Below are 24195 nucleotides of genomic sequence, written 5' to 3'. Positions count from 1 at the left end.
GCCGACCGTGCCGTTCCCCATCGATCCCCTGCTGCCGCGCATCCGCGAGTCGCTCGCCGCGCACCCGCGCCTGGTGTTGGAAGCGCCGCCGGGCGCGGGCAAGACCACGCAGGTGCCGCCGGCGCTGCTCGATGCGCCGTGGCTGCAAGGTCGCAAGATCCTGATGCTGGAACCGCGCCGCGTCGCCGCGCGCGCCGCGGCGATGTTCATGGCGACGAGCCGCGGCGAGGAGGTCGGCCGCACTGTCGGCTACCGCATCCGCTTCGAGAACCGCGTGTCCGCCGACACCCGCATCGAGGTCGTCACCGAGGGCATCCTCACCCGCATGATCCAGGACGATCCGATGCTGGACGGCATCGGCGCGATCCTGTTCGACGAATTCCACGAACGGCACATGGCCGCCGACCTCGGCCTCGCGTTCGCGCTCGACGTGCAGGCGCAACTGCGCGAGGACCTGCGCATCGTCGTGATGTCGGCGACGCTGGACGGCGAGCGGCTCGCCGCATTCCTCGACGCGCCGCGGCTGTCGAGCGAAGGCCGCAGCCATCCGGTCGACGTCTCGCATTTCCCGGCACGACGCGACGAGAAGAGCGAGCACCAGGTGCGTCGCGCGGTGGAACACGCGCTCGCCGCGCATCCCGGCGACCTGCTGGTGTTCCTGCCCGGCCAGCGCGAGATCGCGCGCGTGCAGCGGCTTGTCGAGCACGTCGACGCCGACGTGCTCGCGCTGCACGGCGAATTGCCGGTCGAACAGCAGTCGCGCGTGTTGCAGGCGTCGACCGACGGGCGACGACGCGTGGTGCTCGCAACCAACGTCGCCGAATCCAGCGTGACGCTGCCCGGCGTGCGCGTCGTGATCGATACCGGTCTTGCGCGCGAACCGCGCTTCGACCCGGTCAGCGGTTTTTCGCGGCTTGACGTCGTGCCGATCGCGCAGGCGTCGGCCGACCAGCGCGCGGGCCGCGCCGGCCGCATTGCCGACGGCTGGGCGTATCGCCTGTGGCCGCAGTCGCAGCGCTTGGAACCGCAGCGTCGGCCCGAGATCGCGCAGGTCGATCTGTCGCAGCTCGCGCTCGAACTGGCGTTGTGGGGTGGCAGTGACCTGCGCTTTCCCGATGCGCCGCCCACCGGTGCGCTGAACGCCGCGCGCGACCTGCTGCAACGCCTCGGTGCACTCGACGGCGCCGCGGTGACGCCGATCGGTCGACGCATGCTCGCGCTTGGCACGCATCCCCGCCTCGCCGCGATGCTGCTCGCGCCGACCGACGCGCGCGAACAGACGCTGGCCTGTGATCTCGCCGCGTTGATCGAAGCGCGCGATCCGTTGCGCGCATCGCCGGGCCGGCCGCGCAGCGACGCCCTCGCCGATCGCTGGCAGGCGCTCGCCGCATTCCGTGCAGGCCGCGTTCCCGCCGACGCATCGCGCTCGGCGCTGGCGCAGATCGACCAGGCTGCGAAGCAGTGGCGTCGTCGCCTGCGCCTCGACGCCACGCCGCCACCGCACGTCGCGCCGCATGCGCTCGGCGACGTACTGCTGCACGCGTTTCCGGATCGCATCGCGCGTCGCCATCCAAGCGACGCGCTGCGCTACCAGCTCGCGACCGGCCGCACCGTGCGCTTGTTCGACGACTCGCTGCTGCGCGGCGAGCCGTGGCTGGTGGTCAACGAACTGCGCGACGAGATGCGCGACGCGCGCATCCTGCAGGCCGCGCCGCTCGACGAGTCGCGGCTCGAACGCGACTTCCCGTCGCGCTTCGTCAGCGAGGATCGCGTGGTGTGGGACGCGAACGCGCGTGCGATCGCCGCGGTGCGCGAACGCCGCTTCGATCGCATCGTGCTCGAGTCGAAACCGCTGCCGAAGCCGGATCCGTCGCGGTATGCGGACGCGCTGGTGGATGCCGTGCGCCAGCTCGGTGTCGACGAACTGCCGTGGACCGAGCCGCTGCGCCAGTGGCGCGAGCGCGTACGCAGCCTGCGCGCGTGGATGCCGGACCTCGCCGATGCCTTGCCCGACATGTCGGACGAGGCATTGCTCGCATCGCTCGACGCATGGCTCAAGCCCGCGCTCAGCGGCAAAACGCGACTGGATGCATTGGGCGAACAGGAACTCGGCGAAGCGTTGAAGGCCGGCGTCGACTGGTCGCTGCGCCAGCGCATCGACGCGCTCGCGCCGGTGCGCATCGCCGTGCCCTCCGGCATGGAGCGTGCGATCACGTACGCGACCGATGCCGACGGCACGCCGCAGTCGCCGGTGCTGGCGGTGAAGTTGCAGGAACTGTTCGGGCTCGCCGATACACCGCGCATTGCAGAGGGCCGCGTGCCGCTCACGCTGCACCTTCTGTCGCCCGCCGGCCGGCCGTTGCAGGTCACGCAGGACCTGCGCGGGTTCTGGGAGCGCACGTATCCGGAAGTGAAAAAGGAAATGAAGGGCCGTTACCCGAAACATCCGTGGCCGGATGATCCGTGGACCGCAACGGCGACGCATCGCGCGAAGCCGCGCGGAACGTAAGCGCAGCGGGGCGCGAATCAAATCGTTCCGCGTGACGGCCGCACGCCGTCGCGCCGACCAAGCGCGGTGCGACTCAGGTGTCGGCCCACATGCGGAACAGGTTGGAGCGCACCGCGGCGAGCAGCACGTCGATGCGCGGCGCGTCACTGGCCTGCCCGCGCGACATCAACGCACGCGCTTCTTCCAGTTGCACCATCACCTCGCGCCGGGCGCTGTCGGCGATCCAGCTCTGCAGCCACGTGATCGCGGCGATGCGCACGCCGCGCGTCACCGGTGCGACCTGGTGGATGGTGGTCGATGGGTAGATCAGCGCGCTGCCGGCCGACAGTTTGTAGGCCAGTTCCTGCTCGCCGAGCTGCATGGTGAGTTCGCCGCCGTCGTAATCGGACGGATCGCTGAGGAACACGGTGCACGAGATGTCGCTGCGCATCGGCGGCGTCGAGGGAAACAGGGCTTCGTCGACGTGCCAGCCGTAGGTCATGCCCGGCTCGTAGCGGACCACCGTCGTCCGCGCCATCTGTTTGGGCAGCATCAGTCGTCGCGCATCCGGGTGGCGGCCGAGCGCGTCGCGAACGAGCTGCGCTATGCGTTCATTCGCGCTGTCGCCCTGCGGCGCCTGCAGGTTGCGCTTCACACTCGAGTCCGGATTGGTGATGCGGCCGTCGGCGAGGCCGACCTGCGGCAGCCATTCGCGCACCTGCGCAAGCTCGGCGGGCGACAGGACATCTGTAAGCGTGCGGATCATCAGAAGTACTCCGATCGAACGCGCATCTTCGGCGTTCAGCGGCCGGTGGGCAATTGCTCACATCGCTTCGACGAATTCGCGCCAACACTGTCGGTCGATTCCCTGCAGGACTGCGCCCATGAGCACGTTGGACCGTCTCCCCGAACGCATGTTGGATCTCGCCAGCCACGCCGGCGATCGCATCGGCCAGTTGGCCCCGCGCGCGAGCGAGTGGCTCGATGCCGGCGCCAAGCTCGGTGCGCTGAAGGGCGCGTCGAAGGTCGGCATGAAGGTGGTTCGTCGTAATCCGGTGGTGTTCGGCGCGGCGCTCGCCGGTGCCGGGCTGCTCTGGTATGCGGCGCGACGTCGTGCCAAGCGCGCCGAGAACGAGGCGATCGACGGCCGTTCGCGCCGCATCGAAACGCGCAGCGGCGACGAGGATAGCGCCCGCACTACGCGCACCAAGCGCCGCACCGGCAGCACGCGCGCGGCGACGAGCCGTTCGCGCAGCACGCGCGAGTCGCGCACCGAGCACTGAGGTTTGCCAGGAGGTCGGCCCGGGCCGACCCGTCGATGCCGCCGCACTCCGGCGGCATCTTCGTTTGTGCGGGACCACGTCGGGCGTGGCCACTTGATCGGTTGGAACGCGTCGTGGCCGAGCGGATCCTGCGCCGTCGGGACGCGATGGAATGCGCTTGCTACGCAGTCGCCGTAGCCGTCAGCTGACGCGGCGGACTACGGGTGTTGTCGCATCGTCGCTGCATCTGGCTGCCCGCACGGATCAGTCCGCTGGCGACATCGCGTCGATGAAATGCGTTGGGAGCCGCGTCGGACTCAGGCGCTCTGCGCGAGTTCGATCACGAATCGCGCGCCGCCATTCTTGCGGTCTTCGTACCAGAGCTGGCCGCCGGCCTTCTGGATGATCTGCTTCGCGAGCGACAGGCCCAGCCCCGACGAGATGCCGTCGTCGCCGTCGTGCAGGCGCACGAACGGCTTGAACAGTTCGCGCTGCTTGTGCGCAGGGATACCCGGGCCGCGGTCTTCGACCACCAGCTGCCAGTAACCCGGCGCGCCCGGGCGCGCGGCGATGGTGAGTTCGCTTGCGGGCGCGTACTTCATCGCGTTGGTGACGAGGTTCTCGCTCACCTGGCGCAGCACGCGTTCGTCGATGCGCACGTGCACGTCGTGCGATGGGCGTTGCGCTGTGACACCGATGCCGCGTGCTTCCAACTGGTATTCGTAGCGTTGCACCAGCCAGTCGAGCGTGGCGGTGAGCGACGCGCTCGGCGCGGCGGTGTCGTCATCGCGGCGACCGGTGCTTTCGAGGTACTGGCGGATGTAGCCGAGTGCGTCGGTCGCGCTCTCGTGGATCATCGTGATGTAGCGCGGGACGCGCTCGGGCTTGGTCGCGCCGGTGATCAGCATCTCGCTGGCGAACAGCACCGACGACAGCGGATTCTTGAGGTCGTGCGCGACGAGGTTGACGAGCTCCTCGCGCTCGCGCGCCACGCGCTCGAGGCGGTCGCGCGTGAGCTTCAGGCCGACGTGTGCGGACACTCGGGCGAGAAGTTCTTCGGGTAGGAACGGCTTGGTGACGTAATCGACCGCGCCGGCGTCGAACGCGCGCAGCAGCAGGTCGCGGTCCTGCGCGGCGGTGACGAACACCACGGGAAGGCTCGGCGGCGCGGCGCCGGCGCGCATTTCTTCCATCACCTGGAAGCCGTCCATGCCCGGCATCATCATGTCGAGCAGCACGAGATCCGGCGGTTCGTTCTCGCAGATCTCCAACGCCTTCGGGCCGCTGTCGGCGGTTACGACCTGGTAGCCCTGTCGCGAAAGCAGCATGCCGACGACGCGCAGGTTCGCCGGTTGGTCGTCGACGACCAGGATTCTCGCGGCAGTGCCCGTGTTGCTGACCATTCGCCCTCGCGACCGAGCGCCGAATCCATGGCGCAGTAAGAGTCATCGACCTTAACAGACGGTCCCGCGTTATGCCGTGTCGCCTATTCAGATTCGGTGAACGGTTCACCACGCGGCGCGTGGCGGTCAGACGACACGCCAGGTTCCGGGCGCGAGATCGTCCAGTCGATGTTCGCCCACTGCGACGCGCACCAGTCGCAGCGTCGGCAGGCCGACCGCCGCGGTCATGCGTCGCACCTGCCGGTTGCGGCCTTCGGTGATGACGAGTTCGAGCCACGCGTCGGGCACGGTCTTGCGAAACCGCACCGGCGGATCGCGCGGCCACAGCGTCGGCGTATCGATGCGACGGGCCTGCGCCGGGCGTGTCGGTCCGTCGTTGAGCTCGACGCCGCGACGCAGCGCGTCGAGCTGCGCAGGCTGCGGATCACCTTCGACCTGCACCCAGTACGTCTTCGGCTGCTTGTGGCGCGGGTCGGTGAGGCGATGCGCCAGCGCGCCGTCATCGGTGAGCAGCAGCAGGCCTTCGCTGTCGTGGTCGAGCCGACCCGCCGCGTACACGTCCGCCGGCAGGCCGAAGCCTGCCAGCGTCGGCCGCGGCGGCGTGCTGCGATCGGTGAACTGGCACAGCACGCCGTACGGTTTGTTGAACGCGATCAGCACGCGCGGCGCACGCGATGACGCCGACGCCACGCCGCGCGCGCGATCGGATCAGGCACGCGGCTTCACGAAGCGCAGCGTCATGCGATCGCTTTCGCCGATCGCCTTGTACTTCGCGTCGTCCTTGGCATCGTGCGAATTGGTCGGCGGCAGCGTCCACACGCCGCCCGGGTAGTCCTTGGTGTCGCGTGGATTCGCGTTGATCTCGCTCTGCCCGTCGAGCACGAAACCCGCGGCCTTGGCCATCGCGATCAGCTGCGCCTGGCCGACGTAGCCGGTCTTGTCGTTGTCGGCGACGTCCGCCTTGGCGCGGTGCTCGACCACGCCGAGCACGCCGCCCGGCTTCAGCACCTCGAAGAAGCCCTTGAACATCTGCGGCGCGGTGCCGGCCATGCGCCAGTTGTGCACGTTGCGGAAGGTCAGCACGACGTCGGCCGATTTCGCCGGGCCGAACACCGGCGCCTTCGGGTCGAACGCGACCATCTTCGCGCGGTCGTAGTGCGCCTTGTCGGCGTCGAACTTCTGCTGCAGCTGGTCGCGGTTCTTCTGGTAGTAGTCGCGATTCTTGGCGTCGGCCTGCGAGGCGGGGTCGATCACCGCGGCGATGTACTGGCCGTTGTCGTGCAGGTAGGGCGCGAGGATCTCGCTGTACCAGCCCGGCGGCGGCGTGATCTCGATGACCGTCGCATCGTTGCGCACATGGAAGAACGTGAGCGTCTGCTTCGGGTGGCGGTAGATGTCGCGCGCGACGTTCTTGGGGTCGCGCCACGCGCCATGGATGGCGGCGTCGAGCGCGGCATCGCCCTTCGCCGCGGGCGCCTTGGTGGCGGCGGTCGCGCCAAGCGCGAGCAGGGAGGACGACAGGACGGCGGCGAGCAGGATCGTGCGCATGGGTCGCTCCAGCGGGGGGGAAAGCGCGGAGCTTACCGGCAGCGCGTGGCGGCCGCCGCCGAACTGCAACGCCCGCGGCATCGCCGCGTCATATCGGTGCGCGAGGCTGCGCGCGTCCCCCGACCGCGAGACCGCCGCCATGGATCTTTTCCGCAGCCCCGGCATCCAGCCGCCGCCGGTTCCCGTTTTCAGTTCCGGACTGGCGTGGTCGCGCCGCTACGGCAGCGTGCGCACCGTGCAGGACGACGCCCACCGCATGGCCGCCAATGAGGACGCCACACTGCCGGCGCCGGCCGTCGATCAGGAGTTCGAGGAGTATTTCTTCGAGTGAGCGGGACGCCGGACGAGGCAGGGAAGGCCTCGCCCGGCGCGCGGGTCAGCGGCGCAGGCCGTCGATGACCGCGTTGAGCGTCGCGCTCGGGCGCATCGCCTTCGCGAGCTTGCCCATGTCCGGCTTGTAGTAGCCGCCGATGTCGACGCCGTGGCCCTGCACGTCGACGAGTTCCCTGAGGATGGTCGCTTCGCCGTCGGTCAGCGCCTTCGCCACCGGCGCGAACAGCGCGGCGAGTTCCGCATCGGCCGTCTGCGACGCAAGCGCCTGCGCCCAGTACTGCGCGAGGTAGAAGTGGCTGCCGCGGTTGTCGAGCTCGCCGACCTTGCGCGCCGGCGAACGATCGTTGTCGAGGATCTGCGCATTGGCGCGGTCCAGCGCGTCGGCCAGCACCTGCGCGCGCGGGTTCTTCGCGAAGTTCGCGAGATGCTCGAACGACGCCGCGAGCGCGAGGAACTCGCCCAGCGAATCCCAGCGCAGGTAGTTCTCTTCGACGAACTGCTGCACGTGCTTCGGCGCCGAACCGCCCGCGCCGGTTTCGAACAGGCCGCCGCCGGCCATCAGCGGGACGATCGACAGCATCTTCGCCGAGGTGCCGAGTTCCATGATCGGGAACAGGTCGGTGAGATAGTCGCGCAGCACGTTGCCGGTGACGCTGATGGTGTCCTGGCCCTTGCGGATGCGCTCGAGCGAGAACTTCATCGCGTCGACCGGCGACAGCACGCGGACGTCGAGTCCGTTCGTGTCGAGTTCGGCAAGGTAGCGCTCGACCTTCGCGATCAGCTGCGCGTCGTGCGCGCGGTTCGCGTCCAGCCAGAACACGGCAGGCGTGTTGGACAGGCGCGCGCGGTTGACCGCGAGCTGCACCCAGTCGCGGATCGGTGCGTCCTTGGTCTGGCACATGCGGAAGATGTCGCCGGCCTCGACGGTCTGCGACAGCAGCACGTTGCCGTCCGCATCGACCACGCGCACGGTGCCCGGCGCGTCGAGCTGGAAGGTCTTGTCGTGCGAGCCGTATTCCTCGGCCTTCTGCGCCATCAGGCCGACGTTGGGCACGCTGCCCATCGTCGCGGGGTCGAACGCGCCGTTCGTTTTGCAGTCGTCGATCACCGCCTGGTAGATGCCGGCGTACGAGCGGTCCGGAATGATCGCTTTCGCGTCCTGCAGCTTGCCTTCGGCATTCCACATGCCGCCGCTGTCGCGGATCATCGCCGGCATCGAGGCGTCGACGATGACGTCGCTCGGCACGTGCAGGTTGGTGATGCCCTTGTCGGAGTTGACCATCGCGACCGCCGGGCGGTTCGCGTACACCTGCTTGAGGTCCGCCTCGATCGCCGCGCGCGTCGCCTCGTCCAGCTGCGGCAGGCGCGCGTACAGATCGCCGATGCCGTTGTTCGCATCGAAGCCGATCTTCGCCAGCGCATCGGCGTGCTTCTCCAGCGCGTCGCGATAGAAGCGCTTCACCGCGACGCCGAACATGATCGGGTCGCTGACCTTCATCATCGTCGCCTTGAGGTGCAGCGAGAACAGCACGCCCTGCGCCTTCGCGTCCTCGATCTGCGCGTCGATGAATTTCGCGAGCTTCGAGGTGTTCATCGACGCGGTGTCGATGACTTCGCCGGCCTGCAGCGCGGTCTTTTCCTTCAGCACGCGCGTGCCGCCGTCGGCACCGACGAACTCGATGCGCGCGGTGGTCGGGTTGGCGATGGTCGCCGACGTCTCGCTGCCGTAGAAATCACCGCCGTCCATGTGGGCGACATGCGTCTTCGAATCCTTCGACCACTTGCCCATGCGGTGCGGATGCTTGCGCGCGTACGCCTTCACCGACGCCGGCGCGCGGCGGTCGGAGTTGCCTTCGCGCAGCACCGGGTTCACCGCGGAACCCATGGCGCGACCGTAACGCGCCTTGACGTCGCGCTCGGTGTCGCTGGACGGCTCGTCCGGGTAATCCGGCAGCGCGTAACCCTGCGCCTGCAGTTCCTTGATCGCCGCTTTCAGCTGCGGCACCGACGCCGAGATGTTCGGCAGCTTGATGATGTTCGCGTCGGGCGTGGTGGCGAGCTTGCCGAGTTCGGCCAGGTCGTCGCTCACCGCCTTGTCGCCGAGCTCCTTCGGGAACTGCGCGAGGATGCGCGCCGCGAGCGAGATGTCGCGCGTCTCCACCGCGATGCCGGCGCTGCGCGCGAAACCTTCCACGATCGGCAGCAGCGAGGCCGTGGCGAGGAAGGGCGCTTCGTCGGTGAGCGTATAGATGATCTTCGGGGTGTTCGACATGGAGGCACTCGCGGGATCGGGCACGCGCGGGTCGCGGCGTGCGGAGGCGATGCGGGCATCGCGGGACCGCGCATTGTCGCGTCTCGCCCGGGGCCGGGGCAAAGACATGGCGGCATGACTGCATTCCGCCGAAGCCGCCGTGCGACGGCGTACGGCCGCTCAGGCGGGCGTGCGCGCCCAGTCGGCCGGCGTCAGCGGTGGCAATCCATGTGCGGCGCGCGCGCGATCGCATTGCGCGATGGCGACGCCGTGTTCCCAACTCGCCTGCAGCTCCCGGCATGGCGACGGCCGCTGTGCGTAGATCGTGCAGGAGGTGGCGACGCCGACCACGCCACGCAGTGCGCCGCACCGGATCGACCCGCCGCCGTAGGTGCCGCGCATGGCGACGCGATGCGGGTCGACGGCTTCGGTGAGCGCCGCGGGCGTGAGGCCGCCGGGCGCGGCGTCGGTTTCCGACCAGTGGAAGGCGACGCGGAATTGGGCGCAGCAGGCGCCGCAGGACAGGCAGGGATGGACCATGGTGCGGTGATGCGGAAAGGCGCGGCCATTATCGCCGAGGGCTCAGCCCTTCACGGGTTCGCGGTGGCTCCGCCTGTGCCAGCGGCCGTGCGCGTCGAGCCGCGCCTCGGTGATCGTCATCGGATCGCGCGTGGCGTCCTCGGTGCGCTTGTAGACCGCGACCAGCCCCTTCGCACCGTTCGTGTATTCGACGTACTCGTGCCAGCAGCAGCCGCTTTTCGCCCAGGTGCTGATGCGATGGCGCCTGGCGTCGACGCCGAACATCCCGAGCGTGTCGTAGGTCAGGCCGCTGAGCGCGCCATCCTCGACGAAGCGCCCGTGCGCGCGATCGAACACGTAGACGTCGTAGGTCGGGCCGCCGTACGGGCCGTCGTCGCCGGTGCGCACCGCGAGGTCGTCGTGCCCGTCGAAATCGAAATCGCCGGCGATCAGCGTCGACTGCGCGCCGTACATCTGCGCGTCGTTGATGCGCACGTCCGCGGGGTCGGCGGCGTCGAGCTTCAGCGTGTCGACGTGCAGCGCGGGAATCGCGCGGCCGCCGCGCGCGGTGAACACGAGCGTGGCCGGGCCGATGCAGTCGTCGCCGTCCGGCGCGCACGGGGTGTCGGGACGGATGCGCACGTCGAACTGTTTCGACACGTGCAGCGCGGGACGGGCGGCGACGGCGAGCAGCGGAAGCAGGGCGAGCAGCAGGACGTTGGTGCGGCGCATCGGGTGACCTCCGGCGGTGGCGCATTGTCGCCGACGCATGCCTAGAATCGGCCCGGACGGCGCGCGGGCGCCACAGGCAGGGAGCGGCACATGGGCGTTCTGGACTTCATCAAGGGCCAGGTCCTCGAGATCATCGAGTGGACCGATGACTCGCGCGACACGCTGTCGTTCCGCTTCCCGGACGACGACAAGGAAATCAAGAACGGCGCGCAGCTGATCGTGCGCGACAGCCAGCTGGTGCAGTTCGTCGCCGCCGGCCAGTTCGCCGATCTGTTCGGTCCCGGCAAACACACGCTCAAGACCGAGAACATCCCGATCCTGTCGCGGATCCTGGGCTGGAAGTACGGCTTCGAATCGCCGTTCAAATGCGACGTCTACTACCTCAACACGCGCGTGTTCACCGGCAACAAGTGGGGCACCGCGAACCCGGTGATGATGCGCGACGCCGACTTCGGCATCGTGCGCCTGCGCGCGTTCGGCACGTACGACTTCCGCATCGTCGACGCGCCGAAGTTCCTGCGCGAAGTGGCCGGTACCGACCAGAATTTCCGGCTCGACGAGTTCGAAGGCACGATGCGTTCGCGCATCGTCAGCGTGTTCACCGAAGCCTTGGCGACGGCGAAGATCCCCGCGCTCGACATCGCCACGCGCTACAGCGAAGTGGGCGACGCGCTGCTGCCGGTGGTCAACCCGATCATGCAGGGCAAGTACGGCATCGAGATCAGCTCGTTCGTGGTGGAGAACGTGTCGGTGCCGCCGGAAGTGGAGCAGGCGATCGACAAGCGTTCGGGCATGGCGGCGGTCGGCAACCTCAACGACTACGTGAAGTTCCAGATGGGCACCGGCATGGGCCAGGGTGGCGGCAGCGTCGCCGCGGCACCGGCGGAAATGGCGATCGGTTTCGCGATGGCGCAGCAGATGGCGCAGGGCATGGGCGCGCCGGCAGCGGCGGCTGCAGCGACGACCGCCGCGCCCACGCTCGACGTGCTCACGCCCGAACAGGCCGCGCAGGCGCTCGGCGTGTCGACCGAGGACGTGATCGCGGCAATCGACAAGGGCGAGCTCAAGGGTCGCAAGATCGGCAACGCGTACCGCATCGCGCGCGCGTCGCTGGACGAGTACCTGCGCGGCGCCTGAGTCGATGAACCAACCGCTCGCACCGGACGCGTCCGTCACGCTCGACAAGCGCGCCTGCCCCGAGTGCGGCGGCGACCTCGAGTGGAACGCCGCGAAACAGGCGCTGGTCTGCCCGTTCTGCGGCACCGTCGCGCCGTGGACGCCGGATGCGGCGACGCCCGGTGCGATCGTCGAACTCGACCTCGCCAACGCACTGGCGAAAGCCGACGACGGCGGACGCGGCTACGGCGATGCGCGTCGCGAAGTGCAGTGCCAGAGCTGCAAGGCGATCAGCGTGTTCGAGGCCGACAAGGTCGCCGCCCGCTGCGCGTTCTGCGGCTCGCCGGCGATCGTTCCGTACACCGCGCTGAAGGATGCGATCACGCCGCAGAGCCTGCTGCCGTTCCGTGTGTCGGAGTCGCAGGTGCGCGACGAGATTCGCAAGTGGTACGGCACGCGCTGGTTCGCGCCCAACAAGCTCAAGCGTGCAGCGCTAACCGACACGCTGCACGGCCTCTACCTGCCGTACTGGACGTTCGACGCGCACGTGCATGCGGCGTGGACCGCCGAGTCCGGCACCTACTACTACACGACCGAAACCACGATGCGGAACGGTCGCATGGAGACGCGACAGGTCCAGCACGTGCGCTGGACGCCGGCGTCCGGCGAGCTCGACCACTTCTTCGACGACGATCTCGTGCCGGGTAGCGAAGGCGCGCAGCGCGACCTGCTCGAAAAGATCGGGCCCTTTCCGACGACCACGGACCTCAAGCCGTATGCCGCGGAGTTCGTGCGCGGCTGGACCGTGGAGCGCTACCAGGTCGACCTGCGTCTCGCGGCCGACCTCAACATGACCAACATGGAGTTCGAGGTGCGTCGCCTGTGCGAACAGGCCGTGCCCGGCGACACGCATCGCAACCTGCAGGTGCAGTCGACGTATCACGGTCGCACCTTCAAGCACGTGCTGATGCCGGTGTGGCTGGTCAGCTATACCTACGGCGCGCGCAGCTTCCAGTTGCTCGCCAACGGCTACACCGGTGCGATCGCCGGGCAGCGCCCGTACAGCTGGGTCAAGATCACGTTCGCGGTGCTCGCCGCGCTGCTCGCGTTCTTCATCTACGTCTGGTTGAACGGACAGAACTGAGGCGCGCCGTGTCCATCCGCTGGTACTTCGATTTCATCTCGCCGTTCGCCTACCTGCAGCGCCCGCGCGTGCGCGAACTCGCGCAGCAGCATGCGATCGAATACCGCCCCATCCTGTTCGCCGGCCTGCTGCAACGGCTCGATCACAAGGGCCCGGCGGAGATCCCGGACAAACGCCGTTTCACCTATCGCCACGTCGTCTGGCGCGCGCGTCGCATGGGTCGACCGCTGCGATTTCCGCCCGCGCATCCGTTCAATCCGCTCGCCGCGTTGCGGCTGTGCATCGCCGCCGGCTGCACCGACGCAGCGATCGACGCGATCTTCGACCACCTCTGGCGCGACGGCCTTCGCGGCGATGACGCGGAATCGCTCGCGCCGGTCGCGCAGCGCCTTGGCCTCGACGCGGCCACCGCGATCGCCGAGACGACCGTCAGGGCGCGACTGCAGGCCAACTTCGACGCCGCCATCGCTGACGGCGTGTTCGGCGTGCCGACGCTCGCCATGGACGGCGACGTGTTCTGGGGCGACGACGCGACTGCGATGTTCGAGGACTACTTGCACGACCGCGCAGCGTTCGAAGCCGGCGAGATGTCGCGCGTGGCGACGCTGCCGATCGGTGTGTCGCGACGCTAGCGAGGCCGGCGCGCGCGCAGGTTCTTGTCGACGATGGCGACGATGATCAGCGCGAAGAAGACCAGCCGCGCGATCAGGTAGGGCGTGGTGGCCTCGTCGCGCGCGCCCTGCCACGCGAAAATCGCGCGGTTGCACGCCTCCCATGCGAACGCCGCGGCGAACCACAGGAACAGGCGGTCGCGACCGCTGCGCCAGAAGCGCACGAACAGCAACGCCGCGACTGCCGAGCCCATCGAGATCATCCCGAGCAGGAACAGTTGCATCACCGTTCCTCCATGATCAGGCCGTAGATCAGCGCGCCGACCGCGAGCAGCGACAGGCCCTGCCGCACCGGCCACAGCGCGACGCCCGGGAACACCAGGAAGTCGAGCACAAGCACCACATTCGCCGCCGTGAGCAGCCCGAAGCAGACCGCGCTCCACACCAGCATGCGGGAGCGCGAGCGACGCGCGCCCTGCGCGAGCAGCACGGCACATAGCAGCGCGGCGAGTGCGCACAGGGTGTAGATGATCGCGTTCATTCGTCTCTCCGTAGCACGAACGCATCGGCGAAGCTGCGTGCCTGGCGGCCCACGCCGGAATGGATGAGTTCCGTCACCGCCACCACATGGCGGCTGTACGTCGCGACCAGTGCATCGACAAGCTGCTCGATCTCCACGCTCGCCGGTGCGTAACACGCGCGCCCGCTGTCGATGCGCGCAAGCTGTTCGCGCACGAGGTCGGCCACGAGCTGCGCGACCTTCGATTCGGGCAGGTAGAGCCGCTCGGCCAGCTCCACCGTCGCCCACCCGTCATCGCGCGAGCGCACCAGCAGCAGTGCCTCCAGCATCGGTATCGAATGGATCTTGGCGGCGACGAAGCGTCGAAGCTCCGGTGCCATCACTGCATTCGCCATGCATCGATGCTGGCCCGCGCTGCGCCGCATCGCAACCCCTTGAAGTGCGACGCAATCCGTGCAAGCGCTTTGCAATACCAAACTACGAAGGCGTGCCACGCATCACGCACTTTTCGACGCGAAGGCCGGCGGCATCGCTGCCGTCGGCCGTCGTTGCCGCATGCTCTCAATCGATCAGTCGATCGGCTGGTCGAGCATCATCTCGCGCACGAAGCGCACCGGCGGCGCGCCGTAGCTCAGCACCTTGTCGTGGTAGGCCTTGAGGTTGAACGCCGCGCCTTCCTTCGCTTCCACCGCCTTGCGCGTGTCGTACTGCTCCTGCACGCCGACGAAGTAGGTCGGCAGCTGCGCCGAGCTCAGCTGCGTGCGCACCCACTTGCCCGCCGCCTCGCGTTCCTGCTGGAACGCGTCGTGCGTCATCAGGTGCATCGCCTGCTCGCGGCTCCAGCCGTCCACGTGCACGCCCTGGTCGAGGATCGCGTTGGCAATCGTGCGCAGGTAGAACTTGAGCTGCACGAGGCGGAACAGCGGGTCGTCGCCCATGTAACCGTTCGTGGCCATCAGGTTCTCGGTGTAGACCGCCCAGCCTTCGGCGAACAGGCCCGAGCGCAGCACGCCGCGCAGCGTCGACGGGTAACGCGCCGAGTACGCGCCCTCGAGGTAATGCCCCGGCATCGCCTCGTGGATGGTGAGCAGGTGGATCATGCGCGAGTTGTATTCGCGCAGGAACGATTCGGTCTGTTCCTTCGTCCAGTCGTCCGGGATCGGCGAGATCGCGAAATACGTGTCGAGACCCTTGTCGAGCGGACCGGGCGAATCGCAGTACGCCACCGCGACGCCACGCTGGAATTCCGGCATCAGGATGATCTTGACCGGATCGTTCGGGACGCTGACGAGATTCCTGTCGCGCACGAACTGCGTGACCTGCGTGAGCGCGGATTTGGCCGCATCGACGACGCCATCGCGCGACGGGTGGTCGCGATACGCGAGTTCAAGCGCGGCTTCGATCGCCTTCTGGCGCTGTTCGTCGGTCGGATTCGCCGGCAGCGCGGGCGCGCCCTTCTTGCCGGCGAGCACCTTCTGCGCGATGCCGTACATCTCGCCGCGCACGCGGGTGAGCTCGGCCTTCGCGCGCTCGCCGATCTCCTGCCGCGACAGCGACGACATCAGCGCGAACTGCAGCTTCTGGTCGTAGAGCTTGCCGCCGATGCGGAAGTCGCCCTTCGCGTTCGGCACCAGCGTCTTGTCCAGCCAGGTCTGCTGGTCGGCCACGGCCTTGCGCAAGTTGGCGACGGCGGTATCGAGCCGCGTGCGATCGGCGCCGGTCAGCTGACCCGCGTTCGGCGTGATGAATTCATCGACCAGCTGCAGCACGCCGGCGTTCTGCTTGGCCACGGTCTGCGCATGGATCAGCGGCACGCGCGCCGGATCGAGGTTGGCGCGCGCCTGCGCGAACAGCGCGGGAAGCTGCTCCATGCGCGCGGTCGCCGACTTCAGGCGCTGCGGCATGGGTGCGAACTCGCGCGCCATCAGGTTGTAGATCGAACCGCCGGCCAGGCCGCTGTACACCTGCGGGTCCCAAGCCCAGCTCTGGAACGTCTCCATGTTCCAGATGTCGCCCTGCAGCTGGTTGCGCAGGATCAGCGCGTCGACCTGGTTCTCGCGCGAGAGCTGGGCGCGGTCGATCGAATCCAGTTTGGTCAGCAGCTGGCGGCTGAAATCGACGAGCTGCTGGCGGCCGGTCGCCGAGAGATCGTCGAGGCGGTCGTCGAAGCGGTGATCGCCGAGCTGCGTGGCCGCCACCGGGTTGAGCGCCATCCAGCGGTCGAGCCAGGCGTCGGATACCGCCTTGAAGCGGACGTCCGCGCTCGGCTGCACGGACGTGGCCGGCGGTGCGTCGGGCGCGGTCGCGACCGGTGCGGTCTGGCAGCCGGACAGGGCGAGGACGGTGGCGAGGGCGAGCAGGGACGCGCGCATGGCGGCTCCGGTGGGCAGGGAAGCCGCAAGCATAAGCGGCGGTGTGTGCCGCCACGCGTGTCGGGCTGCACACCCGCACGGCGAGGTGCATGATGCGTGCGTCGCACCAGATCGACCTGTCGGCGAGGGAGGCCGCATGAAGACCGCCGTCCTGTGCATCGCATCGGCCTGCCTGCTCGCCGCCTGCGCCAGCGTCCACCACGAGCCGCGCCCGCCTCACGTTTCCACGCTGCACTCCGAACACGTGGTGGGTCGCTACGTCATCGTCCACGGCAGGCATCACGTGATCGGCTGCGGCAACTGGGGCGATCTGTACGACGTCGATGATCCATCCGCGCTCGACGCCTTGGTGCGCTCGAACATGCCGGAGCCCTATGTCGCCGTCGATGGCATGGTTGAGGACAAGCGCTCGTCCTTCGACCACGAGATGCGGCCGTCGATCGCCGTGGTGTCGGCGACGGCGCTGGCCTCGCCGCCCGCCGGCTGCACCATCACCCCGACCCCGCCGTTCGTCGTACCCACTGCGTCAACCCCATCGCCCGCGCTCGGGCGTTGAGCCGGGCGCGGCGTTGGATCGCCCGGCCTGCCGCAGCCACTGTCCGACTGGAGAAAAGGAATGCGCACGACGACACGCCTCAGCCTCACGATGCTTCTCGCCGCCCTCGCCTGCACGGCCACGGCGGCCACGGCGGCCACGCCGCAGAATGGTGGCAACCTCAGCCTCACCCACCTCTCGTTCAACGACCTGTCCTCTCTCGAGCGCAGTGCGAAAGGTCGCCCCAATGAAGAAGCACGCCTCGCGGCGTTGAAGTCCTACGTTCGTGGCGACATGGAGACCGCAGCGGATCAGTTCCGCAAGGCGGCCTATTACGCCGACAAGTTTTCGCAGCACGCGCTCAGCCTGATGTACTGGCAAGGCGTCGGTGTGCCACGCGATCCGGTGCAGGCGTACATCTGGGCCGACCTCGCGGCGGAGCGCCCCGTGAAGCGCATGTTGCTGGTGCGCGAGAAGATCTGGAGCGAACTAACGCCTGCGCAGCAGAAGGAGGCCGTCGCCCAAGGTGAGTCGTACTACGACCGGTACGGCGATGCGGTCGCGCAACCGCGCACGGAAGGTGCGATCCGTCTATTCCTCAACAAGATGACGGGCAGCCATATCGGCTTCCAGCGCGCTCGCCTCGAAATAAGCGGCAAGCCCGACGGCGGCACGTTCGCACCGCAGGTGGGCGGGGCTCAGTCGCAATACGTCAATTCCGAGGTGTCCCAAGTCGACGCGCTCTACCCGGAGCGGGCCAAGGATTTCGCCGCGTACTGGCATGTACAGGATCTTCAGCTGAGCGGCGCAGCCCAAGTCGGCGGCCTGCAGGAGGTCAAGACGCACCACCCGTGACGCGCGTTGCCGGCGCATCGGGCATCGACGCTCCGCGCCGGCGACCGTTTCGAGATGTCATTGCTCGCGCCCGCGATACCGAATCGCTGGCGTGGCACGCGAGTCCCGGGGCGATCGCGAACCGGTCATTCGCGCACCAGGATGCGCACGCGTTTTCGAGCGCCTCGCGAACGGCCCCGCGTAAACTTTCCCGCGGGGAAGGAGCGTCGGGCATGCCGGGACTGTTGCGCATCGCGATCGTGGGGTACGGCACCGGCGGGCAGGCTGCGGCAGTGTTGTTGTCGCGCGACGGGCATCGCGTCGAAGTGTTCGAGCGTGCGCCGCAACTCGGGCCGGTGGGCGCGGGATTCCTGCTGCAACCGGTAGGGCAGGCGGTTCTGTGGTCGATGGGACTGCTCGACGCCGCCCTCGCGCACGGCGCGCGCATCGACAGCCTGTACGGCGAGACGCATGCCGGTCGGCCGGTCATGGATATGCGGTACGCGGAACTCGACGCGCGGCTGTCTGGGCTCGGGCTGCAACGCGGCGCGCTGTTCCAGTTGCTCGACGCCGCGTGGACCGAGCATCGCGTGCTGCACTGCGGCTCGCGGATCGTCGATGTCGACACCGAACGCGGTGCGCTGGTCGACGCCGATGGTCGCCGGCATGCGGGGTTCGACCTGGTGGTCGTCGCCGACGGGGCGGGGTCGTCGCTGCGCACGCGCGTGTCGACGCCCACCATCGACCGACCGAATGCGTGGGGCGCGCAATGGTGCCTCGCGCCGATGCACGACTGGGCGTCGCCGCACGTGCTCAAGCAACGTTACGTGCGCGCTCGTCGCATGGCCGGCATGTTGCCGGTGGGCACGCGGCCCGATGACCCGGTGCCGCGGCTGAGCTTCTTCTGGAGCGTGCCCGCCGACGAACTCGACCGCGTGGACGTCGATGCCGCGCAATGGCGGCGCGACGTCGCCGAGGTCTGGCCGGACGCGCTGGCGCGCCTGGACGGCATCGACGCGCCCTCCGCGCTCGCGCAGGCGCGCTACCGCGACACCGTGCATCGCACGTGGCATCGCGGCCGCACCGTGCTGCTCGGCGATTCCGCGCATGCGATGAGCCCCCAGCTCGGCCAGGGCGTGAACATGGCGCTGCTCGACGCGCAGGGCCTGCGCGACGCGTTGCGCGCGCAGACGAACGTGGCGTCGGCATTGCAGCGCTACCAGCACGAACGCCGCGCACACCTCGCCGCCTACCACTTCTGGAGCCGCGCGTTGACACCGCTGTTCCAGTCGCATCGCGACGCCGCCGCGCGCGTGCGCGACCTCACTTTCCATCCGCTGTCGCGCCTGCCGATCGCACGCGGGATGATGCTGCGCGTGCTGACCGGCACGCGACGCGGCTGGTTGTCGACGCACGCGCTGCCGGCGGGGTTCGTCGATGCGTTGCCGCACCGGGCGTCGACCGCGCCCGCGCTCGAAGCGGCGATTTGATTCAGCGCTTCGACGCGTCGTCATAGACAAAAAAAAGCGGCCCCGTTTCCGGAGCCGCTCGGTGACGCGTGACGGAATGGATTACCAGCCGATCGCCGCACCGGCGCCGACGGTGCTGTCGTCGCCGTCGAACGCGCCGCCTACCGTGACCACCATGCTGTCGGACACCGCGCGCTGGTAACCGAACGCGAGTGCATTCGCACCGCGATAGTTGCCCACGCCCACCGCGATGCGGTTCTGCGTGCGGACGCCGGCGGCCGAGGCCGTCATGTTCGACATCGCGGCCGACATCGCGCCGACGTGGCTGATGCGCTGGTCCTGCTGCTCGAAGCGGTCATTCACGCCGCTCTGGAAGTTGCTGAAGTCCAGCGAGAGCGACTGCACCTTCGCATCGGTGTACGAGTTCGCCGAAGCCAGCGTCGCGGTCGAGCGGGTGTCGGTATACGTCTTCGAGGTCTGCAGCGTGGCTGCGTCACCCGTTGCCGCATTCGACTTCGCCGCGGCGAGCGTGGCCGCGTCACCCTGGTCGGCGTGCGTGTTCGCGATACCGACCGAGTTGTTCGCCGTGTTGAGCGCGGTGTTCGCCGTGCTCTGCGCGTTGTCCGCCTTGGTGATCGCCGTGTTGGCCGTCGACTGCGCCGCATTGGCCGACGCCTGTGCATTGTCGGCCGTGCTCTGCGCCGTGGCCGCGTCGGCGAGTGCCGTATCGGCGGTGCCCTGTGCGGCGCTGGCCGAGGCCTGCGCATTGTTGGCTGTCGTCTGCGCCGTCGCCGCGTTCGCCACCGCCGTATCCGCCGTTGTCTGCGCGGTGGTGACGCGCGCATCGACCGCCTGCAGCTGGTTGAGGTTCACCGCGTCCGTGCCGACGGTGCCGGCGGCCACGTTGGTCAGCTGACGCTCGGTGCCGACGGCGCCGAACGAAACGGTGTTGGCGCGGTTGGTGACCGAACCTCCGCCGATCGCGATGCTGTTGGCGAACGTGGCGCGCGAGCCGGTGCCGAATGCCATGGCATTCAGCGCGGTGGCCTGCGCGTCGCTACCGGCGGCATACGTGTCCTGCGCCGAAGCGACGCTGTTGAAACCGGTCGCGAACGCCTGCAGGCCGCTGGCGGTGTTGCCGCGACCGAACGCGCCGGAGCTGACGCCCGACGCCGTATTCGACACGCCCATCGACGTCGCGAACGTCGCGCTCGTCACGTTGCCGAGGCCGAAAGCATTGCCGCCCTGTGCGCCCGCGCTGACCGAGCTGTTGCGACCGACCGCGGTGCTGTCCGACGCGCCCGCGGTGCTCGCCCAGCCGAACGCGCTGGCCTGCGGCCCGCGTGCGGAGCTGCCGTTGCCCACGGCCGTCGCGCCCTGTGCATTGCTGGACACGTTGGCGCCCGCACCGATGGCGATGGACTGGTTCGACGTGTCGCCGACCGTCGCCGTGTTGCCGATGGCGATCGAGTTCTGCGAACCCGCGCCTGCTGCGGTACCGACGCGCGCACCCGTCGCCGCCGAGTTGCCGCCGCCAATCGCGATCGAACCCTGCGACGCCGTGGCGCTATTGCCCAACACCTGGCCGAAGCTGCCGAGGCCGGTCGAGTACGACGACGTCACCGTGTTGAGGTAGCCGACTGACGTGCCGCCATTCGTGCCGGCCGCAACCGTGTTGTTGGCGCCGACCGCCGTGGCGGTCGAGCCGTCTGCGCGGTTGGCGAAACCGGAAGCCAGCGAGGCGTTGCCGGCGACTGTGTTGCTCCCGCCGAACGCGGCCGAGTCGCTACCGGTGATCGTCTGCTGGCGGCCGACGGACGTGCCGTTCGATCCGCTGACGTTGTTGAGCGTGCCCGCCGCGAACCCGCCGGTGCCGCTGAGCGTGTTGGCCACGCCGATCGCGCTGCCGGAACCGGTGGACGTGACCTGGTTCGCGATACCGAACGCGGACGAGAAGTCGCCGTTCACCGTGTTCTGCGTCCCGAACGCCGCGCTGAACTGCTTCGACGCGACGTTCTGCAAGCCGAACGCGTTGCTCTGGAAGCCGCTCGCATTGTTCAGGTAGCCGACGCCCGAGGCACGGTCGCCACTCACGTTGTTGAAGTAACCGAACGCGCTGGTGATGAGGCCGGTGGACTGGTTGCCGGTACCGAACGCGTTGGCGCCACTCATGGTGCCTGCGTTGTTGCCGTAGCCGACCGCGTTGTCCTGGAACCCGCCCGCGCTGTTGTTGTTACCAAGTGCGCTTGACGACGCGCCATCGGATGAATTGCCGAAGCCCATCGCGACGCTCTGGGCGCCCGTCGCATTGTTGGTGTAGCCGATCGCCGAGGAACTCGTACCGGTCGCCGTATTGGTGAAACCGATGGCGCTGCTGTTCTGCGCGCCCGCGCCCGTCACGTTGCTGAAGCCTACCGCCGAGCTGTCGCCACCGGCCGCATTGTTCTGGAAGCCGACACTGCTGCTATTGGACCCGCTCGCCGTGCTCTGGAAGCCAAAGCCCGAGCTGTTGTCGCCTGACGCTGTGTTGCCGTATCCGAACGCACTGCTGAGGGCGCCCTCGGCAACGTTCTGATTGCCGAACGCCGACGCGTCCTGGCCCCTCGCCTGGTTGAGCAAGCCGAAGGCGGCGCCGTCGTATCCCGACGCGATGTTCTGATAGCCGAATGCCGAAGCGTATTCGCCCGTCGCCTGATTACCCAAGCCGAACGCCGAGCTGTTCAACATGTCGGCGAGGTTGCCAAAGCCGAATGCCGACGCGTTCTGCGCAAGGGCTCGGTTGCTGAAGCCAAACGCCGACGCAGCAAGCGCCGTCGCCTGGTTCTGGTCGCCGAATGCCGAGCTTTCATTCGCGCTCGCAAGGTTCAGGCGACCGAACGCCTGGGCCGATACACCACCGCTGGAGGTGTTGCCGATACCGAATGCGCTGTCCTCTTGGCCCGAGGCGATGTTGGTGCGGCCGCAGGCGACAGCGTCGAGGCCGGCGGCGGTGCTGCCGTCGACGTCTTGCGTGACGTTGCCGTCGGGTGTCATCACGCAGGTCTCGCCCGCCGCGGCAGGCGCGGCATACGAGAGGGAAACCGCGATCGCACTGGCGATTGCAAGGGCGAGCTGTGTATTACGAGTCATGTAGATCCCTGTGATTGGGACCGATGGGCGCACGCATGCGCCGACAGCGCAGCGGTGCGCTGAGTCGATCGGTCGCCGGGGACGCTACAGACATGCGTGACAGGTTGCTCACCCCAAACGCGACACTGGTCGCGATTGGTCACATGTCGACGCGTTTGCGTGGGCATGTGTCGCGGAGGTAGCGGTGAGCGGTGCGATCACCCGCGCACCTTGCCACTTCGCGTGCGTCTCGCTGGTGGCGATGCGCAGAATGAACGTTAAGTTTCGCCGCGTTCGGCGCCGTGCATCAACCAGCGCCGCAGCACTTCTTGTACTTCTTCCCGCTTCCGCACGGGCACGGCTCATTGCGTTCCGGCGTCGCCTCGCGGCGGATCGGTTCGCGCGGGGTCAGTGCTTCGATGCGGTGGTGGTGCAGGTCGTTGAGCATGCCGGGCATGCTGCCGATGATCTCGAGGCGTTCCTTGTACGAAACCGGCGTGCCGGGCTGCGTGGGATCTTCGCCGGCGATCTCGCCGCTGGCGAGGCGATCGAACAGGTCGAAGATCTCCTCGATCCAGTCGTTCTCGTCGAGCCACTTCTCCCACGCAGGCTCGCGCAGTTCGACCGCGCGGAAGAAACCCATCGCCCAGTCGCGGCCGACGTCGAGTTCGTCGTCCTCATGCTCGTCGAGGTTCTCGGGCAGCCACAGCAGCGGCGCGTAGGTGTCGGGCAGGTCGTCGTCGCCGTAGCGCACGCGCTGTTCGGCGGTCGCGGCGTGGGTGGTGAGCAGGGCGCGCACGTCGCGTGCTTCGTCCTCGTCGGCCCAGCGCGGCGTCGAGCCCCACACCGGCGCTTCCCATTCGTCGAACGCGACCACCTCGGGCGACAGCGCGAGCGCGGTGAGGTAACCGTCGAGCGCTTCGAGGTTGAAGCCCTTGAACGGCACGGCGCGTTGGTCGAGCAGTTCGGACAGGCGTTCGATCTGCGCGTCGGACAGCGGCGGTGCGACTTTCATGGCGGAACTCGGTACGGCGGGGGCGCCATGGTAGTGCGCGCGGTGGAGGAAACGAAAAAAGGCGCGGCCGAAGCCGCGCCCGGTTGTCGCGGAAACTCAGCGGACGTCGAAGTCGCTGGACTGCACCACGTTGCCGTCGAGCGTGATGTCGACGTGGTACTTGCCGGCCGGCCAGCCGTCGGGCTTGCTGACGTGGAACTCGTGCGTGGTCGCGGCGGCGCCGCTCACGTCCTTGGTCTGGGTGTCGACGTCCTTCGGCGCGGAGCTGCCATCGGCGCCCAGGTACGTCCAGCGCGCGCCGAGCTTGCCGGTGGTGTTGGCGGCGGTGGTGACCGACGCGTACAGCGTGTCCTTGGTGCCGAACGACGTTGCCGGCGTGCCGACGCGGTTGTCGGCGCCGACCGCGGTGCCGAGCTGCAGGTCGCTGACGTTCGACGACGGCGTCGGTGCCGGCGTGGCCGGCATCGGCATTGGTGCCGGTTCGGTGGTGGGCGTGCTCGCGACCGGCGTGGTGTCGGCCGGCGCGGGCGTTTCATCGACCTTCTTGTTGCAGCCGGCGAGCGTGGCGGCCGCGATCAGGGTGATGGCGAGTGTGCGATGGGTGGCTGAGATCATCGGGGCGTGTCCTGTCAGTTGGTGGCGTCGGATGCGGGGATGACCAGCACCTGCCCGGGACGGATCAGGTCGGGATCGTCGAGCTGGTCGCGGTTGGCCTCGAAGATGGCGTGCCAATGGCTCGCCTTGCCGTAGAAGTGCTTGGCGATGTGCGACAGCGTGTCGCCCTTCTGCACGGTGTAGTGCTGGCTCGCGGCGCCGCCGCCGCCCTGGACGGAGCTGGTGCCGCTCTGCACGTTGGAGAAATCCGGCGCCGATGCCGGCGTGGACGACGTGCCCGAGCGCACGTTGGAGAAGTCGGGATTCTGCGGGGTCATGAC

24 protein-coding genes are annotated in these 24195 nt (G+C 68.5%); 9 read left to right on the top strand and 15 right to left on the bottom strand.

Going from position 1 to position 24195, the window contains the following annotated elements; translation table 11 throughout:
• Window positions 1-7: 7 nt before the first annotated feature.
• Window positions 8-2509 carry an ATP-dependent helicase HrpB gene (gene hrpB, locus ACKTTN_RS03325; protein WP_407908451.1) on the top strand — a complete coding sequence of 834 codons (2502 nt, stop codon included), beginning with the start codon at window positions 8-10 and terminating at the stop codon, window positions 2507-2509.
• Between the two features lie 73 nt (window positions 2510-2582).
• Here the strand turns inward: hrpB and ACKTTN_RS03320 are convergent, their stop codons facing one another.
• Complete coding sequence (locus ACKTTN_RS03320) at window positions 2583-3254, bottom strand: Fe2+-dependent dioxygenase (RefSeq protein ID WP_407908450.1); 672 nt, start codon at window positions 3252-3254, stop codon at window positions 2583-2585.
• Between the two features lie 118 nt (window positions 3255-3372).
• Here ACKTTN_RS03320 and ACKTTN_RS03315 point away from each other — a divergent pair, with 118 nt between their 5' ends.
• The gene (locus ACKTTN_RS03315) at window positions 3373-3771 is read left to right on the top strand and encodes a hypothetical protein (RefSeq protein ID WP_407908449.1); all 399 of its coding nucleotides are present in this window, start codon (window positions 3373-3375) and stop codon (window positions 3769-3771) included.
• A gap of 296 nt (window positions 3772-4067) precedes the next feature.
• Here the strand turns inward: ACKTTN_RS03315 and ACKTTN_RS03310 are convergent, their stop codons facing one another.
• From ACKTTN_RS03310 to ACKTTN_RS03300, 3 genes are all read right to left on the bottom strand, one after another.
• Complete coding sequence (locus ACKTTN_RS03310; protein ID WP_407908448.1) at window positions 4068-5153, bottom strand: hybrid sensor histidine kinase/response regulator; 1086 nt, start codon at window positions 5151-5153, stop codon at window positions 4068-4070.
• Window positions 5154-5279: 126 nt separating this feature from the next.
• A complete protein-coding gene (locus ACKTTN_RS03305; RefSeq protein ID WP_407908704.1) occupies window positions 5280-5813 on the bottom strand; it encodes a pseudouridine synthase in 534 nt (177 codons plus the stop codon).
• Between the two features lie 48 nt (window positions 5814-5861).
• Complete coding sequence (locus ACKTTN_RS03300) at window positions 5862-6701, bottom strand: class I SAM-dependent methyltransferase (RefSeq protein ID WP_407908447.1); 840 nt, start codon at window positions 6699-6701, stop codon at window positions 5862-5864.
• On the opposite strand from ACKTTN_RS03300, the gene ACKTTN_RS03295 reads away from it, so the two are divergent.
• Window positions 6700-7032 carry a hypothetical protein gene (locus ACKTTN_RS03295; protein WP_407908446.1) on the top strand — a complete coding sequence of 111 codons (333 nt, stop codon included), beginning with the start codon at window positions 6700-6702 and terminating at the stop codon, window positions 7030-7032. The two genes, ACKTTN_RS03300 and ACKTTN_RS03295, sit on opposite strands and share 2 nt — an antisense overlap.
• 45 nt (window positions 7033-7077) lie before the next feature.
• Here the strand turns inward: ACKTTN_RS03295 and ACKTTN_RS03290 are convergent, their stop codons facing one another.
• The 3 genes from ACKTTN_RS03290 to ACKTTN_RS03280 form a co-directional block, all read right to left on the bottom strand.
• On the bottom strand, window positions 7078-9306 hold the full coding sequence (locus ACKTTN_RS03290; protein ID WP_407908445.1) for an NADP-dependent isocitrate dehydrogenase: 2229 nt from the start codon (window positions 9304-9306) through the stop codon (window positions 7078-7080).
• 159 nt (window positions 9307-9465) lie between these two features.
• Window positions 9466-9825 carry a YkgJ family cysteine cluster protein gene (locus ACKTTN_RS03285; protein ID WP_407908444.1) on the bottom strand — a complete coding sequence of 120 codons (360 nt, stop codon included), beginning with the start codon at window positions 9823-9825 and terminating at the stop codon, window positions 9466-9468.
• A gap of 42 nt (window positions 9826-9867) precedes the next feature.
• Window positions 9868-10536 carry an XAC2610-related protein gene (locus ACKTTN_RS03280; RefSeq protein ID WP_407908443.1) on the bottom strand — a complete coding sequence of 223 codons (669 nt, stop codon included), beginning with the start codon at window positions 10534-10536 and terminating at the stop codon, window positions 9868-9870.
• Window positions 10537-10626: 90 nt separating this feature from the next.
• On the opposite strand from ACKTTN_RS03280, the gene ACKTTN_RS03275 reads away from it, so the two are divergent.
• Genes ACKTTN_RS03275 through ACKTTN_RS03265 form a run of 3 tightly spaced genes read left to right on the top strand, consistent with a single transcriptional unit; the run spans window position 10627 to window position 13428 of the window.
• Window positions 10627-11673: an SPFH domain-containing protein gene (locus ACKTTN_RS03275; protein WP_407908442.1), complete on the top strand. Its 1047-nt coding sequence runs from the start codon at window positions 10627-10629 to the stop codon at window positions 11671-11673.
• A gap of 4 nt (window positions 11674-11677) precedes the next feature.
• The gene (locus ACKTTN_RS03270; protein ID WP_407908441.1) at window positions 11678-12796 is read left to right on the top strand and encodes a Trm112 family protein; all 1119 of its coding nucleotides are present in this window, start codon (window positions 11678-11680) and stop codon (window positions 12794-12796) included.
• A gap of 8 nt (window positions 12797-12804) precedes the next feature.
• A complete protein-coding gene (locus tag ACKTTN_RS03265; RefSeq protein WP_407908440.1) occupies window positions 12805-13428 on the top strand; it encodes a 2-hydroxychromene-2-carboxylate isomerase in 624 nt (207 codons plus the stop codon).
• On the opposite strand, the gene ACKTTN_RS03260 is transcribed toward ACKTTN_RS03265, so the two are convergent.
• The 4 genes from ACKTTN_RS03260 to ACKTTN_RS03245 all read right to left on the bottom strand — a co-directional run bounded on the left by ACKTTN_RS03260 (window position 13425) and on the right by ACKTTN_RS03245 (window position 16299).
• Window positions 13425-13691, bottom strand: coding sequence for a DUF5985 family protein (locus tag ACKTTN_RS03260; RefSeq protein WP_407908439.1), 267 nt, complete (start codon window positions 13689-13691; stop codon window positions 13425-13427). The two genes, ACKTTN_RS03265 and ACKTTN_RS03260, sit on opposite strands and share 4 nt — an antisense overlap.
• Complete coding sequence (locus ACKTTN_RS03255) at window positions 13691-13948, bottom strand: DUF5985 family protein (RefSeq protein WP_407908438.1); 258 nt, start codon at window positions 13946-13948, stop codon at window positions 13691-13693. The genes ACKTTN_RS03260 and ACKTTN_RS03255 overlap by 1 nt, the downstream gene beginning before the upstream one ends.
• Window positions 13945-14322, bottom strand: coding sequence for a hypothetical protein (locus ACKTTN_RS03250; RefSeq protein WP_407908437.1), 378 nt, complete (start codon window positions 14320-14322; stop codon window positions 13945-13947). Before ACKTTN_RS03250 ends, ACKTTN_RS03255 begins: the two co-directional genes overlap by 4 nt.
• A gap of 174 nt (window positions 14323-14496) precedes the next feature.
• A complete protein-coding gene (locus ACKTTN_RS03245; RefSeq protein WP_407908436.1) occupies window positions 14497-16299 on the bottom strand; it encodes a DUF885 domain-containing protein in 1803 nt (600 codons plus the stop codon).
• A 136-nt stretch (window positions 16300-16435) separates the two neighbouring features.
• Between ACKTTN_RS03245 and ACKTTN_RS03240 the strand changes: the two genes are divergently transcribed.
• The 3 genes from ACKTTN_RS03240 to ACKTTN_RS03230 all read left to right on the top strand — a co-directional run bounded on the left by ACKTTN_RS03240 (window position 16436) and on the right by ACKTTN_RS03230 (window position 19158).
• Window positions 16436-16855, top strand: a complete 420-nt coding sequence (locus tag ACKTTN_RS03240; RefSeq protein ID WP_407908435.1) for a hypothetical protein — start codon at window positions 16436-16438, stop codon at window positions 16853-16855.
• Window positions 16856-16945: 90 nt separating this feature from the next.
• A complete protein-coding gene (locus tag ACKTTN_RS03235; RefSeq protein ID WP_407908434.1) occupies window positions 16946-17689 on the top strand; it encodes an SEL1-like repeat protein in 744 nt (247 codons plus the stop codon).
• A 212-nt stretch (window positions 17690-17901) separates the two neighbouring features.
• Window positions 17902-19158, top strand: a complete 1257-nt coding sequence (locus ACKTTN_RS03230; protein ID WP_407908433.1) for an FAD-dependent oxidoreductase — start codon at window positions 17902-17904, stop codon at window positions 19156-19158.
• A gap of 81 nt (window positions 19159-19239) precedes the next feature.
• Here ACKTTN_RS03230 and ACKTTN_RS03225 read toward each other — a convergent pair whose 3' ends face one another.
• From ACKTTN_RS03225 to ACKTTN_RS03210, 4 genes are all read right to left on the bottom strand, one after another.
• Window positions 19240-22266, bottom strand: a complete 3027-nt coding sequence (locus ACKTTN_RS03225; protein ID WP_407908432.1) for a hypothetical protein — start codon at window positions 22264-22266, stop codon at window positions 19240-19242.
• Window positions 22267-22552: 286 nt separating this feature from the next.
• Window positions 22553-23260, bottom strand: coding sequence for a UPF0149 family protein (locus ACKTTN_RS03220; RefSeq protein WP_407908431.1), 708 nt, complete (start codon window positions 23258-23260; stop codon window positions 22553-22555).
• A gap of 96 nt (window positions 23261-23356) precedes the next feature.
• Entirely contained in the window at window positions 23357-23875 is a 519-nt protein-coding gene (locus ACKTTN_RS03215; protein WP_407908430.1) for a hypothetical protein, read from the bottom strand.
• A 14-nt stretch (window positions 23876-23889) separates the two neighbouring features.
• Window positions 23890-24192: a LysM peptidoglycan-binding domain-containing protein gene (locus tag ACKTTN_RS03210; protein WP_407908429.1), complete on the bottom strand. Its 303-nt coding sequence runs from the start codon at window positions 24190-24192 to the stop codon at window positions 23890-23892.
• Window positions 24193-24195: the final 3 nt, after the last annotated feature.

The sequence above is a fragment of the Lysobacter claricitrinus genome (assembly GCF_045866565.1).
In the GTDB taxonomy this organism is placed as follows: Bacteria; Pseudomonadota; Gammaproteobacteria; order Xanthomonadales; family Xanthomonadaceae; genus Cognatilysobacter; species Cognatilysobacter claricitrinus.
The sequence above is the reverse complement of the archived record's forward strand: the minus strand, read 5'-3'. Positions and strand labels throughout refer to the sequence as shown.